This window comes from Lactobacillus jensenii DSM 20557, from assembly GCF_001436455.1.
Taxonomy (GTDB): Bacteria; Bacillota; Bacilli; order Lactobacillales; family Lactobacillaceae; genus Lactobacillus; species Lactobacillus jensenii.
The window spans coordinates 14,513-29,340 of record NZ_AYYU01000006.1 but is presented as its reverse complement, the minus strand read 5'-3'; the positions used below and the strand labels follow the sequence as shown (position 1 = coordinate 29,340).

13 protein-coding genes and 2 tRNA genes are annotated in these 14,828 nt (G+C 34.4%); 13 read left to right on the top strand and 2 right to left on the bottom strand.

The window, feature by feature from the left end:
* Positions 1-50: 50 nt before the first annotated feature.
* The 8 genes from FC45_RS02785 to FC45_RS02750 all read left to right on the top strand — a co-directional run bounded on the left by FC45_RS02785 (position 51) and on the right by FC45_RS02750 (position 9,638).
* Positions 51-1,961 carry a PTS sugar transporter subunit IIABC gene (locus tag FC45_RS02785; RefSeq protein ID WP_006585286.1) on the top strand — a complete coding sequence of 637 codons (1,911 nt, stop codon included), beginning with the start codon at positions 51-53 and terminating at the stop codon, positions 1,959-1,961.
* A gap of 129 nt (positions 1,962-2,090) precedes the next feature.
* Positions 2,091-2,783, top strand: coding sequence for a 2,3-diphosphoglycerate-dependent phosphoglycerate mutase (locus FC45_RS02780; protein WP_006585285.1), 693 nt, complete (start codon positions 2,091-2,093; stop codon positions 2,781-2,783).
* Positions 2,784-2,934: 151 nt separating this feature from the next.
* A complete protein-coding gene (locus tag FC45_RS02775; protein ID WP_006585284.1) occupies positions 2,935-4,077 on the top strand; it encodes an LCP family protein in 1,143 nt (380 codons plus the stop codon).
* Positions 4,078-4,079: 2 nt separating this feature from the next.
* Positions 4,080-4,697 (top strand): glycerol-3-phosphate acyltransferase, encoded by a 618-nt coding sequence (locus FC45_RS02770; RefSeq protein WP_006585283.1) that lies wholly within the window; start codon positions 4,080-4,082, stop codon positions 4,695-4,697.
* 360 nt (positions 4,698-5,057) lie between these two features.
* Positions 5,058-6,299, top strand: a complete 1,242-nt coding sequence (gene tyrS / locus FC45_RS02765; RefSeq protein WP_057706365.1) for a tyrosine--tRNA ligase — start codon at positions 5,058-5,060, stop codon at positions 6,297-6,299.
* A 53-nt stretch (positions 6,300-6,352) separates the two neighbouring features.
* A tRNA-Thr gene (locus FC45_RS02760) sits at positions 6,353-6,425 on the top strand.
* A gap of 66 nt (positions 6,426-6,491) precedes the next feature.
* Positions 6,492-7,802 (top strand): C1 family peptidase, encoded by a 1,311-nt coding sequence (locus tag FC45_RS02755; RefSeq protein ID WP_006588222.1) that lies wholly within the window; start codon positions 6,492-6,494, stop codon positions 7,800-7,802.
* Positions 7,803-7,946: 144 nt separating this feature from the next.
* On the top strand, positions 7,947-9,638 hold the full coding sequence (locus tag FC45_RS02750; RefSeq protein WP_006585280.1) for an oleate hydratase: 1,692 nt from the start codon (positions 7,947-7,949) through the stop codon (positions 9,636-9,638).
* A 36-nt stretch (positions 9,639-9,674) separates the two neighbouring features.
* Here FC45_RS02750 and FC45_RS02745 read toward each other — a convergent pair whose 3' ends face one another.
* Positions 9,675-10,991: a C1 family peptidase gene (locus tag FC45_RS02745; RefSeq protein WP_006585279.1), complete on the bottom strand. Its 1,317-nt coding sequence runs from the start codon at positions 10,989-10,991 to the stop codon at positions 9,675-9,677.
* 140 nt (positions 10,992-11,131) lie between these two features.
* Here FC45_RS02745 and FC45_RS02740 point away from each other — a divergent pair, with 140 nt between their 5' ends.
* From FC45_RS02740 to FC45_RS02720, 5 genes are all read left to right on the top strand, one after another.
* Positions 11,132-11,719 (top strand): hypothetical protein, encoded by a 588-nt coding sequence (locus tag FC45_RS02740; RefSeq protein ID WP_006585278.1) that lies wholly within the window; start codon positions 11,132-11,134, stop codon positions 11,717-11,719.
* Positions 11,719-12,180, top strand: coding sequence for a transcription elongation factor GreA (gene greA, locus FC45_RS02735; RefSeq protein ID WP_006588223.1), 462 nt, complete (start codon positions 11,719-11,721; stop codon positions 12,178-12,180). Before FC45_RS02740 ends, greA begins: the two co-directional genes overlap by 1 nt.
* 105 nt (positions 12,181-12,285) lie before the next feature.
* Positions 12,286-13,596: a Y-family DNA polymerase gene (locus FC45_RS02730; protein WP_006588684.1), complete on the top strand. Its 1,311-nt coding sequence runs from the start codon at positions 12,286-12,288 to the stop codon at positions 13,594-13,596.
* Complete coding sequence (locus tag FC45_RS02725; protein ID WP_006588224.1) at positions 13,589-13,945, top strand: hypothetical protein; 357 nt, start codon at positions 13,589-13,591, stop codon at positions 13,943-13,945. Before FC45_RS02730 ends, FC45_RS02725 begins: the two co-directional genes overlap by 8 nt.
* 74 nt (positions 13,946-14,019) lie before the next feature.
* Positions 14,020-14,682 (top strand): CPBP family intramembrane glutamic endopeptidase, encoded by a 663-nt coding sequence (locus FC45_RS02720; RefSeq protein ID WP_006585275.1) that lies wholly within the window; start codon positions 14,020-14,022, stop codon positions 14,680-14,682.
* A 39-nt stretch (positions 14,683-14,721) separates the two neighbouring features.
* Here FC45_RS02720 and FC45_RS02715 read toward each other — a convergent pair.
* Positions 14,722-14,792 (bottom strand) — tRNA-Gly (locus tag FC45_RS02715).
* Between the last annotated feature and the right edge of the window lie 36 nt (positions 14,793-14,828).

Genomic DNA, 14,828 nt, shown 5'->3' with positions numbered 1-14,828 from the left:
AGATTAATATTGAAGTAAGAAAAACATGTAAGGGCTTTCGGAGGTCGAAAATGAGTAAAAAAATAAATATTCTGGCTCCAGCTAAAGGCCAAGTGCTGGCATTAAATAAAGTGAATGATGAAGTCTTTTCTTCCGGAATTATGGGAGAAGGTTTTGGATTAGAACCACTTGAAGGTACAATTTATGCTCCAGTTAGTGGAATAATTACCATGGTAGCCGATTCAAAGCATGCGATTGGAATTAAGACTGAAGATGAACTTGAAGTGTTAGTTCATATGGGAATTGATACAGTTGGTCTTAATGGAGAAGGATTTGAGGTTTTTGTTAAGCAAGGAGATAAAGTAGCAGCTGGTCAAAAGATTGCTACTATGTCTTTAGAAACAATTAAATTGCATAATCTTGCCACGACAGTGATGGTTATTGTGACTAATTCGACTGCTAAGCTTGAGGGACTTGACTTAGAAGAAGTAGAAACTAATGAAAAAGCTTCCGTTGCTGCAGCTTATGTAAAAAGTGCTGTCGTAAAAGATGGAAAACTGGATTACGACGCTTTAGCTGATGTAATTATTGAAAATGTTGGTGGAGAAGACAACATTAAGTCCTTAATTCACTGTATTACCAGATTGCGTTTTGGTTTGAAAGATGAACAAAAAGCTAATGACGAAGTTCTGCAAGATACAGACGGAGTGATTGATGTTATTCATGCTTCTGGTCAATATCAGGTGGTTATTGGTAACGAAGTTACAGCGGTTTATGATGCTGTGATGAAGAAGCTGCCTAACTTATCAGATAATGACGAAGCTGAAGAAGAAACTTCAGAAAGTAAAGGCATTAGTGGAGCTTTCAACCAGCTTATTGGCATCATAACTGGTTCAATGAGTCCTGTTGTTGGTGTTATTGCAGCAAGCGGTATTATCAAAGGAATTTTAGCACTGTTGACTTTGCCACAACTTGGAAATCTACTTAATGTTAAAAGTGAAATGTATATCACAATCAGCGCTATGGCTGATGCGGCGTTTTTCTTCTTACCAATTTTAGTTGGCTTTTCTGCTGCTAAGAGATTAGGTGGCAATCCAATCACTGTGGCTGTGATTGGTGGATTCTTAACTTATCCGCAAATGATTGCTTGGGGTAAGGCGTTTAAAGATATTTTCGTAATTGGAAATGTGCACTTCCAATTCTTAAATTACACTTACTCGATTTTCCCAATGATTTTGGCAGCTTGGTTTGCTAAGAAGTTAGAGGATTATCTTAAGAAGATTTTGCCAAGCTTTTTGCAGATGATTTTCATTCCGATGTTTACGATTCTTGTAGTATCAAGCATTACTTTACTTATAACTGGTCCAGTAATTCAGGGATTAGCTAATGGAATTGCTGATTTGATTAATGTCGTAGTTCACTCATCAGGTTGGATTGGTGGATTAATTATTGGTGGATTTTATCAATTACTAGTAATTTTTGGCTTACATTGGGGAGTCGTTCCACTTGTTGCGCAACAAATTGCCGGCTCTGGCGAAAGTGCATTGAATGCTATCATCTCAGTAACTATGGTATCTCAAGGTGCAGCTGTTTTAGCAGCTGCTATTAAGACTAGAAAGAATGACTTAAAGTCTTTAGGTATTGCAGCGGCAATTTCTGCTTTTTGTGGTGTGACTGAACCTGCAATTTATGGGATTAACTTACGTTATAGAAAAGTCTTTGTTTCAGGATTGATTGGTTCTGCTGTTGGTGGTTTTATTACTGGATTGATGCATGGTAGTATGTATGGTTTTACTGGATCATTAATTGGATTTTCGTCATTCTTTAATCCAAAACATGCAACAGATTTAACTAGCTTTTATGCATTTCTATTCTCAAGTATTGCTGCAATTTTAGTTAGCTTTATTCTTACATGGGTTTGGGGTTATAATGATTCCATGGCTCAAGGCAAAAAAGTAGAGAAAAGAAAACTTAATAAGTAATTGAATTAAATTAAAGTGACCACTTCTTTCCATGAGAAGTGGTCTTTTTATACCTTTTTAACCTATGCAAACAAGTTTATCCGTTGTAAAATAGTTGGTGAAACATTGAATTATTAAAGGAGATATTTCATGTCAAAATTAGTTTTAATCCGTCACGGTCAAAGTGAATGGAACCTTTCAAACCAATTCACTGGTTGGGTAGATGTAAACCTTTCAGATAAAGGTGTTGAAGAAGCTAAAAAAGCTGGTCGTTTAATTAAGGAACACGGCTTGAAGTTTGATCAAGCTTACACTTCAGTATTGAAGCGTGCTATCAAGACTTTGCACTTTGCACTTGAAGAAAGTGACCAACTTTGGATTCCTGAAACTAAGACTTGGAGACTTAACGAACGTCACTACGGTGCTCTTCAAGGCTTAAACAAGAAGGCTACTGCTGAAAAGTATGGCGATGAACAAGTTCACATTTGGCGTCGTTCATACGATGTTTTGCCACCAGCAATTGATGATGACAACGAATACAGTCAAGCACATGATCGTCGTTATTCAAACTTAGACCCTAACATCGTTCCAAAGGCAGAAAACTTACACGTATGTTTAGATCGTGTAATGCCATTCTGGGAAGATCACATTGCTCCTGACTTATTAGCAGGTAAGAATGTTATCATCGCAGCTCACGGTAACTCACTTCGTGCTTTAACTAAGTACATTGAACGTATTTCTGATGAAGACATTATGGACGTTGAAATGAAGACTGGTGAACCAGTTGTTTACACTTTCGATGACAAGTTGAACGTAACTGACAAGGTTAAGTTAGACGACTAATTTTTCCATTAAAAAGACTATCCTGTTAAGGATAGTCTTTTTATTTTTTTACAATTTGGTTATGAAAGTTCCTTTTGAGTGATATTTTAAAAATTTTTCGATAAAATAAAAAAGATAAAATTAAAAAATAACAATATAAAGGAAAAAGTATATGCAGAATAATTATCCAGGTAATTCTCGAGTAGCGCTTTATGAAAGTAATAAACGAAAAAGAAATAAAAAAATTCGCTTAATTATTGGAATTATTATGATTTTATTACTTGGGATAGGTTCCTATTTTAGTTATATCTTCTTTAGAACAAAGGGTGCAATTGATAAGACTTATGATCCTAAGACTGCTGTTGCTACGAATAGTTCAACTTTTAATGGAAAAAAGAGTTTTGCTGTCTTATTGATGGGGACAGATACTGGAGCTTTCAACAGAACTGATAAAATGGGAAATACTGATACGATGATTGTAGCGGTAGTAAACCCAACTAAGAAGCGTTATACGCTCATGTCTATTCCACGAGATACAATGGCACAGATGGTTGGTGCCAAATCATTAACTGCTGAAAAAATTAATGCTGCTTATTCAATTGGTGGAGCAAAGATGGCGATGAACACTGTTTCTAAGTTAATAAATGTTCCAATTAAATACTATGCTGTAATAAATATGGGTGGCCTACGTAAAATGGTTAATGGTGTTGGTGGCGTCACAGTTACACCACCTCTGAGTTTTTCATATGGTGGCTACAGTTTTAAAAAAGGTAAAAAGACTAAATTAAATGGGGCACAAGCTTTAGCTTATGCAAGAATGCGTTATGATGATCCAACTGGTGATTATGGACGCCAATTGCGGCAAAGACAGGTTATTATGTCATTGGTTGAAAATGCTTCTTCAATTTCAACTTTGGCTAACTTAGAATCAATTTTAAATTCAGTTTCTGAAAATATAAAAACTAATTTAACATTTAATAATTTAATGGCTATTTTCCAGAATTATAAGAGCAGTACTGCAACTTCAAAGAGTGATTATTTACATGGCTTAAGTGTTACCATTGATGGAGCTTCTTATCAAGTGATGTCAGATAGTGAACTTCAACGAGTATCAGACTATATTCGCAGTGAACTAGGACTTGAAAAAGAAAAAATTAGTAATTTTGAAACTTATGAAAATAAATTAAATGAACAAAATGGTTTTAGTTTTAATAGTACTGAAACTCAAGAATATACCGTATATGATTACGGAAGTTACACTAGTTCAGATACAAATAGTGATAATGATCAAGATGATGATACAGGAGATTATTAACCTTGATACATTTTAGTTCATTTATAATTGGATATATTTTAGGCAATTTTTTGTTTGCTCTAATTGTTGGAAAGTATTTCCTCCATGCGGATCCTACACAAAATGGGTCAGGTAATCCTGGTACAGCTAATATGGGGGCCGTTTTTGGGAAAAAATGGGGTATTTTAACCTTAATAGGGGATGCTGTAAAAAGTATACTTGCTTTAACTATTACTTGGCTTCTATTTAAAAGTCAACTAGCTATGACATATTGTGGCTTGGGCTTAATGTTAGGTCATTGTTATCCAATTACTAATCGTTTTAAAGGCGGTAAAGGGGTAGCAGTTGTAGGAATTACAATATTGGCTGTTAACTTTAAAATAGCTTTGATTATTTTGTTAATTGCACTAGTATTAACCATTGTCATGAAAAATTTGACTATTCCCCCTTTATTTTTCACTTATTGTTTTGGAGTAGTTAATTTGTTATTAGGTAAAGTTGATCGAGGTTTGATTTTTCTTTTAATAGGAATTATTATGACTATTCGCTTTTGGAAAGATATTATTGATTTTGTTCAGGGCAATGGTAAGAAGGTTGATATTTTATTCAGTATCAAGAAAAAGCTTGGAATAAAGATATAAAAAGGTAAGTTAGATATATTTCTAACAGACTATTATTAATATTTAGGAGAATTAAATAATAGTGTCATTTAAAAATTAGGTATTTTCTTGATGTCTGAATTGACTAAAACTTGTTTAACTTATATGATATTGATAACACAAAAAGATAGTAGTCTCTTAATTCAGTGTTCAGAGAACTAGCATTGTGGTGAGAGCTAGGCAGGTTAAGGTGTGACGAAGTACAGTGTACGGGGCGAAATTCCTCGTTAGCAACTATAAAGGCGCGCATAGCGCAAACGTGGGTGGTACCACGGCTATCTAATGATTATTAGTCGTCCCTTGATTTAATCAAGGGGCGTTTTTTATTTGATGGAGGAAATTATGGCAAAGTTTGATATCTTAGAAGATCTTAAATGGCGTGGCGCCATTAACCAACAAACTGATGAAGAAGGTTTAAAGAAGTACTTAGCTGAACATGATGATTTGGCACTTTACTGCGGTACTGACCCCACAGGAGACTCACTTCATATTGGACACTTGATTCCATTTATGATTTTGAAGAGATTCCAACTTGCTGGTTATCATCCAGTAATTATTATCGGTGGAGGTACTGGTTCAATTGGTGACCCATCAGGTAGAAAGACTGAACGTGTCCTTCAAAGCGATGAACAAGTGCATCATAATGAAGTTGCTTTAACTAACCAAATGAAAAAGCTATTTGGTACTGAGAACTTCCAAATCGTTAATAACCGTGACTGGCTTGGTAAGATGAGCTTACTTGAATTTTTACGTGATTACGGTAAATTGTTCCAAATTAATAACATGCTTGCTAAGGATGTAGTTGCTAGCCGTCTTGAAAATGGTATTAGCTTTACTGAATTTACTTACCAAATTTTACAAGGTATCGACTTCTACATCTTAAACCGTGACTATGGTGTACAAATGCAAATTGGTGGTAGTGATCAATGGGGTAACATTACCTCAGGTATCGACTTAATTCACCGTTTAGAAGGTAATGACCGTCCAGCCTTTGGTTTGACTATTCCATTGATGCTTAAGGCTGATGGTACTAAGTTTGGTAAGTCTGCTGGTGGAGCTGTTTGGCTTGATCCTGAAAAGACTAGTCCTTACGAATTTTACCAATTCTGGATAAATCAAGATGACCGTGATGTTGTTAAATACCTCAAGTACTTTACTTTCTTAAGTCATGAAGAAATTGAAGCGTTAGCTGAAAAAGTTAAGACTGAACCTTGGAAACGTGAAGCTCAAAAGACTTTAGCTGCTGAAGTTACTAAGTTTGTTCATGGTGAAGCAGGACTTAAGGAAGCTCAAATGATTACTGATGCTTTATTCTCAGGCAATGTGAAGGATTTGTCAGTTAAGCAAATTGAACAAGCACTTAAGAATGCACCAAGTGCAGAAAGTACCAATGAAAAGCAGAACTTGGTAGAATTTTTAGTAGATACTAAGATTGAATCTTCAAAGCGTCAAGCACGTGAAGATATTCAAAATGGGGCAATTTATGTCAATGGTGACAAGATTCAAGACCTAGAATTTGAAGTTGATCCAAGTGCTTCATTTGAAGGTAAATATGTAATTATCCGTAAGGGTAAGAGAAAATAAACTTTAGTTACTATTAAGTAATAAAAAATACCTAGCATTTGGCTAGGTATTATGCCGTTTTAGCTCAGGAGGTAGAGCACCGCCGTGGTAAGGAGGAGGTCGCCAGTTCAAATCTGGCAAACGGCTTATTGTTACTCTTTTTTATTTCATAATGATAAAATTATCTTAAATAAAAGTGAAAGAAGAGATGAGATGCATAAACTTACAATGGCAGAAATTGCCAAATTTCAAAAAGATTATCATGAAAAGGCCCAAAATAATGTTGCTAAATTAGCTGTTGTAAATAATGGTTTGCTCAACGCTAGTTATAACCATGAAGGTGCAAATAAGCTTAATCGTACTTTTTCAATTGAAGTTCCAACTGATAATGTAACCAATCAAAAACAATCTGGACGCTGTTGGTTGTTCGCTGCTTTGAACACTTTGCGCCATAAATTTGCTCAAACTAATAAGGCGAAGAACTTTACCTTGTCACAAAGTTATTTGTTTTTCTGGGATCGAATTGAGCGTGCCAATATCTTTTTTGAAAATATTATTGAAACTGCAACTCAGCCACTTGATGATCGAGTAGTTCAATCTTATATGGCAGCACCGGATACTGATGGCGGTCAATGGGCAATGGCGGTTTCACTTATTAGAAAATATGGTTTAGTACCTAGTTATGCTCAAGCAGAAAGCTTTACAGCTAATAACACTTCAGCTTTTAATCAAGCTTTGAATATGAAATTACGTCAAGATGCCTTAATTTTACGGAACTTGGTAAAAAATAATAAATTAGATGAGGCTGAAGAAAAACGTCAAGAATTCTTGAGTGCAGTTTATCAAATGGCAGTTATTGCTTTTGGTGAACCAGTGCAAAAGTTTGACTTAGAGTTTCGTGATGATGAAGGTAAGTATCATATGGATGCTAACCTAAGCCCATTGGATTTCTTCCATAACTATTTTGAAGATGACTTAGATGATTATGTAGTTTTATTTAATGCCCCTGATCATGAATTCGATAAGCTATACAGCTTGCCATTTGAAGATAATGTTGTAGGTGGCAGTCCTGTTAAGTTCTTAAATACTAAAATTGATAACTTAAAAGCAGCAGCTATTGCTCAACTTAAAGCTGGAGAGACTATTTGGTTTGGTTGCGATGTTGGCAAAGCAAGTGATCGTCAAAATGGTATTTTGAGTAGAGATTTATACTTAACTGACTTAGTTTTGGGTATTAAAACTAATCTTTCTAAAAAAGAACGGTTATTAACTAGGGCTTCTGGTTCAACTCACGCTATGACTTTAGTTGGTGTGGATTTAGTTAATGACAACCCAAGACAATGGAAGGTTGAAAACTCTTGGGGTGAAAAAGCAGGTAAAAATGGCTACTTTGTCATGGATGATGCTTGGTTTGATGAATACTTATTTAAGGTAGTCGTTAAAAAACAATATCTTCCAGAAAAATTAGTTAAGATTTGGGAAGGTCCAGCAACTGCCGTTAAACCTTGGGATTCAATGGCATAAGTTAAATTTGATATATTAAACTAGTTCTAAATGAACTAGTTTTTTTAGTTAATACAGATTTTCAGATATTGTTACTTAAGACTTTTAAAATATTTATAGCTTTTTATAATTAAAAATGTAAGCGGTTTAAGGAGGCCGATAAATATGAAAAAGAAAGCTATTATGATTGGAGCAGGTCTTGCTAATATGGCAGCCGCAGTCTATTTAATTCAAGAAGGTAAATGGTCTGGAAGTAATATCACTTTTTATGCATTAGATAAACATGGGTCAAATGATGGTAGTGCAGCAAATGAAGCTAGTGAAGAATATTGGAATCAAAATCATCCAATGGAAAACACTAAAGGGTTTATTGCCCGGGGCGGTAGAATGCTTAACTACCGTACTTATGTTGATTTAATGGATTTGTTGTCAAGAATTCCTTCTGTGACAGAATCAGGTATGAGTGCAGAAGAAGATACACGGGACTTTGATAGTAAGCACAGAACTTATGATAAAGCTCGCTTACTTGAAGGTGGCATCGGTATTGTTGATGGCCATAAACTGGGTCTGAATAACATGGATAGAATCCTCTTAAGTCGTCTAGTTATGATGCCAGATAATCAAGAAGAAAAACTTGATAATGTCACAATTGCAGAATACTTTAAGGATGATCCTCATATGTTCCAAACGAACTTCTGGTACATGTGGGAAACTACTTTTGCCTTTAGAGTTCAATCATCTGCGCAAGAATTACGCCGTTATATGCATCAGATGATTTACGAATTTACTCAAATTGAGCACTTAGTTGGTGTTAACCGGACACGTTATAACCAATATGAAAGTATTATGCTTCCATTAATTAAGTATTTGCAAAAACAAGGTTGTAAATTTGTAATGAATCGGAGAGTTACAGACTTTGAATTTAAAGACACTCCAATGCAAGATGAAATTACAGTAACAGCACTTAAGATGGAAAATACCGAGATTGGTAAGGAGGAAAAAGTTGAGGTTGATAATCAAACTGCGGTCTTCTTTACGAACGGATCAATTACTGATTCAGCAACTTTAGGTGATTTTAACACTCCAGCACCTGAAAATATGGATTATGGTGCAGCATCTTCATTATGGAAGAAGGCTTGTGAGCACTTCTACAATTTAGGTAGTCCAGATAAGTTCTTTAATGATCGTAATGATTCAGAATGGGTAAGTTTTACTTTAACCACTAAAGATCATACTTTGTTAAATGAAATTACTAGAATTACCACACAAGTTCCAGGAAATGCTCTTAACTCATTCATTTCAACTAGTCCAATTACGCCTCTAGGACAAAAAGATGTAAATATGTCAATTGTAGTTCACCATCAACCTCACTTCACTACGCAAAAGCATAATGAAACGGTCATTTGGGGTTACTTCTTATATCCAAGACGCAAGGGTGAATTTATTGACAAGCAATATATCAAGATGACTGGTAAGGAAATGTTACAAGAGTTGATAGGACAACTTTCTAAGGTTGATCCAGGACCACACAATATTAAGGATCTAGAAGATAAAATCTTAGCTAGCGTAATTAACTGTATCCCATGTTATATGCCATATGCTTCAGCCTTGTTTAACAACCGTGCTAAGAGTGATCGTCCAGAAATCATTCCTAAACATTCAACTAACTTGGCCTTTACGGGTGAATTTGTTGAACAACCTTACCAAATGATCTTTACTGAAGAAAGTGCTGTTCGTTCTGGTGAAGTGGCAGCTTTTCACTTTGCAGGTGTGCCAATGAGTAAATTGGTTTCAACTCCAAGATATGATAAAGATCCAAAGACCTTGATGAAGGCAACTAAGAGAATGTTTAGTTAAAGAAAAAATGGTTCAGAAAATTCTGAACCATTTTTATTATGCTAATGAATCCCAAGCAGGAAGCTGTTGAGCAGGACCTTCAGCTAATTTTTGTTGTTCGCTAGTCAAATACTTTTTGTGGACAACTACTTCATAAACATATTCTTCAAACCAATCTTGACTCATAACGTAGTAGCCCTTCTTTGCAACTTTTTCGCCCCATGAATTTTCAACTTTCCATTGACGAACATCACCGTTATCTTCATCAACACCAACTAAAGTCATAGCGTGAGAAACTTCACCCATACCAGTTTCAAGCCGTTCTTTCTTAGTCATAGTCAGGTCAACGCCAAACAAGTCATCTAACTTGTATAAGTCAGTTGCTAAAAAGCCAGTCTTGTTTTCTTTTTGCTTACCAACATCATTACCAAACCAAACTGCTTCACCATCTTTTAATTGGGCAATTGCAGCACTAGTTAGAAATTCCATTGGAACGTTCAAAAGCTTAATAGGGTACTTGCCTTGAACATTGTCTTCAGATGGTAATGCAAAAAGCTTATTGTATTCATGATCAGGTGCGTTGGTTAAAACAACATAATCACTCAAATCAACATCTTTGAAGTACTTGTTATAAAATTCGACAGGAGTTAAGTTCTTTTCTAAGTGATACTTCTTATCATCATCACGATATTCTAAGTCAAATTTCTTAGGTGGTTCACCAACAGCGATTGCAGTCATGCGGTAAACTTCGCTTAAAAACTTTTTGCGAGCCTTTTGTGCAGCTTCTAAGTCACCAGCTTGCACCAATTTTCTAAGAACTAAAGCATCTTTCTTTTCTTTTTGTGCCAACGCTTCAGCTAATGCGGCAGTGTTGTTAGTGTTGGCAGTTTCAGGCATAGCATAAGTAGGAACAACGCCATATTTTTCAACTAATGAAATTGCCATGTGCCATTGACCACCATCATGACCAGCGAAGTCAAAGTAAGCTTTAACTTCACGGTCATCCAATGGCTTGTCCGCATTTTCTAAAACATAATTATAGAAGTTATTAGCACGTTCTACTTTATCCCAGAAAAAGTTATAAGCTTGTGAAAAAGTGAAATTCTTAGCCTTGTATTCTTTGCCAAAATGATGACGTAAGACGTTTAAAGTGGCAAATAACCAGCAACGACCAGATTGAAGTTGATTAGTTACATTATCAGTATCTAATTCAGTTGAAAATACGTGAGTTAAACGATGTGATACAGCATCGTTATATGATGCTTCTAATACACCGCTTCTTTTGGCAGCTCGAGCTACAACTTGGCTAGTAGGATCAGCATTAAATTCACGACTAAAATCTTCTAATTCTTGTAAAGTTAATTCATTAGCCATAATTAAATCTCCTTTAATTCTATTATAATAATTACTAATATAACTCAAAAACTTTCTTAATTGCTAGTCTTATGCTTAAAAAAATTAATTTTATATGTCAAATTGTCTTATAATAGAAGTTAGAAAAAGGGGTAGTATTTATGTATAAAAAAATAATTACTTCAGTAGCTTTAATATTGGTTTTGGCAGGAGCGGTAGCAGGGTGTTCACAAAAGAAATCGACGACTTCTTCTACTAAGCAAAGTCAAATTGTAGAAAAACATCATAAAAAGGCGAAGAAATCTAAAAAGCGTAAGTCAACACGTATAGATGAAACTGAGAATCAAAATAGTTCAACCGAAACTAGCAGTCAAAGTAATGCAAATGAAACTGCTTCTTCGAATGCTAATGGGCAAAATACTGGTAGTCTAAATAATTCAAACAATTCAAATTCAACGAATACTCAAGGTGCAACGAATAACAGTCAAACAAATACTGGTAGAGCTAATAACTCAAACAGTACTGAATCAATTGCTAATGCTGCGGTAAATGATTGGCTTAAACGTGGAGGTTACCCAGCTAGTTTTACTGATAAAGATTTAGTAGCATATATTTCTTCTTCATCAAGTGAAACCCAGATTTCTGTAGCTGAAAAAGCTAGTGGCCATATTGTGGCTAATTATGTAGCAAAAGCAAATGGACTATACTACTATGATATTGTTAACAATACACTGATTAAGGTAAATTAATGGTTTATTTTCAAAAAATGACGCCTCAAGGTTATAAATTGATTGAGGAAGAAATCAAGAATTTAAAGAAAAGTCGCCCAATAAAAATTAAAGCACTTCAAGAAGCGAGAAGTTTGGGAGATTTATCTGAAAATAGTGAATACACAGAAGCTAAAAAAGAGTTACGTCATCTGGAAAGTAGACTTCGCTATTTAGATAAGCAATTAAAATATGCTGAAATTATAACCCCGAATGACGATAAAAAAGTTGATTTAGGTAAGAAAGTTAAACTGCGTTTTGAAGATGATGAGACAAGTGATACCTATGAAATTGTGGGAAGATTGGAAGCGGATTTAGAAGCGGGTAAAATTTCATTTGATTCTCCATTAGGTGTTGCTATCATGAAAAAAGAAGCAGGTAGTTGCGTCACTGTTGAAGCTCCTGCTGGTTCATATGAAGTTACAATTGAAGAGGTTTTGTGAGATCAAGTTTTTAACTTGATCTTTTTTTATAAAAAGATTGCATTTTTTATGGAACCTGTGTAGATTATAATTACGAACTTATGTTTGCAAAAGGAAGAAGAGCGAATGTATGATTATAGGTATGAACCTCATAGATTAATATTTATGATTGATAATAAGTCATTTTATGCTAGTTGCGAGTGTTTGAGATTAGGCTTAAATCCGATGACGACAGCTTTAGCAGTTCTTTCTCATCAACCAGATAGTGATGAACAATCCAGCTTAATCATGGCCGCATCTCCTTTAGCTAAGAAAAAATATGGCTTAACAAATGTTATGAGAGCGAGAGATCTACCGCCAAAATCTCAAAGAGAAGATTTGCTTTTAGTGGAACCACATATGAATTTGTATATCGAAAAAAGTATGGAAGTATTAGATATTTTTCGAAAATATGCAGCTGAAGAAGATATACATACTTATTCTATTGATGAAAGTATGATTGATATGACTGAATCATGGCATTTGTTTGGCACAGATCCATATTTAGTTGGCAGAAAAATTCAAAAAGAAATTAAGGAAAAACTAGGATTATATACTACATGTGGTATAGGAGAAAACCCATTACTTGCTAAACTTGCTATGGATATTGATGCAAAAAAGAGATGGTCAATGATTGCGTTTTGGCATTATATTGATGTCCCTGATACAATTTGGCAAATAAAAAACTTAGAAGATGTTTGGGGTATTAATAAATCAACAGCTCAGCGATTAAAAAAATTAGGGATTAATGATATGAATGAATTAGCTCATTGTAATCCTGAAAAGTTAAAATCTGAATTTGGAATAATTGGTGAGCAACTTTTTGCAATAAGTTGGGGTGTTGATCGGAGTATTATCAGGTATAAATATAAGCCTAAGCGAAAAAGTTTTGGAAATTCGCAAATCTTAATGAGGGACTATTTGGGCCAACGAGAAATTGAGATTGTAATTAGAGAAATAGCAGAACAAGTGGCAGCTAGAATTAGAAAACATAAATTGCTTACTAGTTGTATTTCTTTACATATAGGATTTTCAAAACTGAAAAATAACAAGAGAAATGGTATTAATGCAAGCAAAAAAATCACAGCGACAAATGATAACATTGCTTTAACTACGGAATTAAGAAGTTTATTTCGAAAATATTGGAATGGCGAAGCAGTCAGAACTATTAGTATTAGTTATTCGGATTTATTGCCAGATATAGAGCAACAGCTTGATTTGTTTTCAGATCCAGCTAAGCAAATAAAGCGTAAAAATTTTGATTATGTTATTGATTCTCTCAGAGAAAAGTATGGTCCAACTAGTTTAGTTAAAGCATCTAGTCTTTTGCCGGGAGCAACTGCAATTAGACGAGCAAATTTGGTTGGTGGACATAATGGTGGGAAGATTTATGACTAGTGATAAGCAGATATATGATTTCTTTAAAAACTATCAAGATCGAGGAATGAAGAAATGGACTGGCTTTTTCTTGAGTGCTCATACTGCCAAAATATCTCAAAGTAAAAAATGTGAAAATAATAGATTGAAAAAAGCTTTAGATTTAGAAAAGATAAAGAAAGTATTGTTAGAAGCAACCACTCAGGGAAAAATAGTTCAGATACAATTAAAAGCAGTGGACCTAGATGGAGCCCCTTTTCCTGAAATTAAAGGAATTATTGAAGGCTGGATTGATAATCAAGTAGTTATTAATCGACAGATAATTAATATATCAGAAATAAATTGTCTTGAGATTGTTAAAGAACTGTAATTAGATATTAGAGCCATGTAGACCAATTTTTGTTATAATTTAACAAGATATGGTTTAGGATAGGAGTGTGGCACTTGAATTCGCCAAAATCTGTACAAGGAAATCTAATTAGATATGCGGTCTTTATTGTAGGGTACTTAATGGTTATAGGAGCCAAAGAGTTATGTGCTAATAGCTCAAAGTTGCATATTTGGGATTTAATTCTATTTGCTGTTGTAACTGTTATGACCTTTTTATTATATGTATATCGTTTTAAGAGAGAACAAAGATATTTTGAAAAAGTAAATAAAGTAAGTTTATTAGATAATATCAAAGTGACTCTTTGGTTATCGTTTTTAATTTTCTTTTTACGTGGATTAGTATCTTATTTACAAGTAAATCAATATATAAACTCCTATACCTTTCAATTAACTTATGCTAAACATGAATCAGTATCAATGTTTTGGTTCTTAATTTTTGCACAAGGCTTAGTATTACCTTTTTTACAAGTGTTTTTAGCTGAAGGATTTTTATTTAATTATTTATTTAGAGATAATGTGGGGTCAGTAGCAATTTTTGGTATAGTATTTTCAGGCCTGATATTTAGCTTAGTTAACTTTCAGTTGAACGTACCTGTATTTTTGTTTGATATGGTTTTCGGCTTGATCTTTGCTTGGGCATATTTATATAGTCAAAATATTGTTATGCCACTTTACTTAGCGATTTTGAATGGCTTGTTGATGGTAATGCTAGTATAAAAATAAAAAGGAATTCCAATTGGAATTCCTTTTTTGTTGAGCGGATAGCGTGAATCGAACCCGCATCCCCAGCTTGGGAAGCTGGTGTTTTACCATTAAACTATACCCGCAAGTACATGATAAGTTTATCATGAATATTTCCTTTG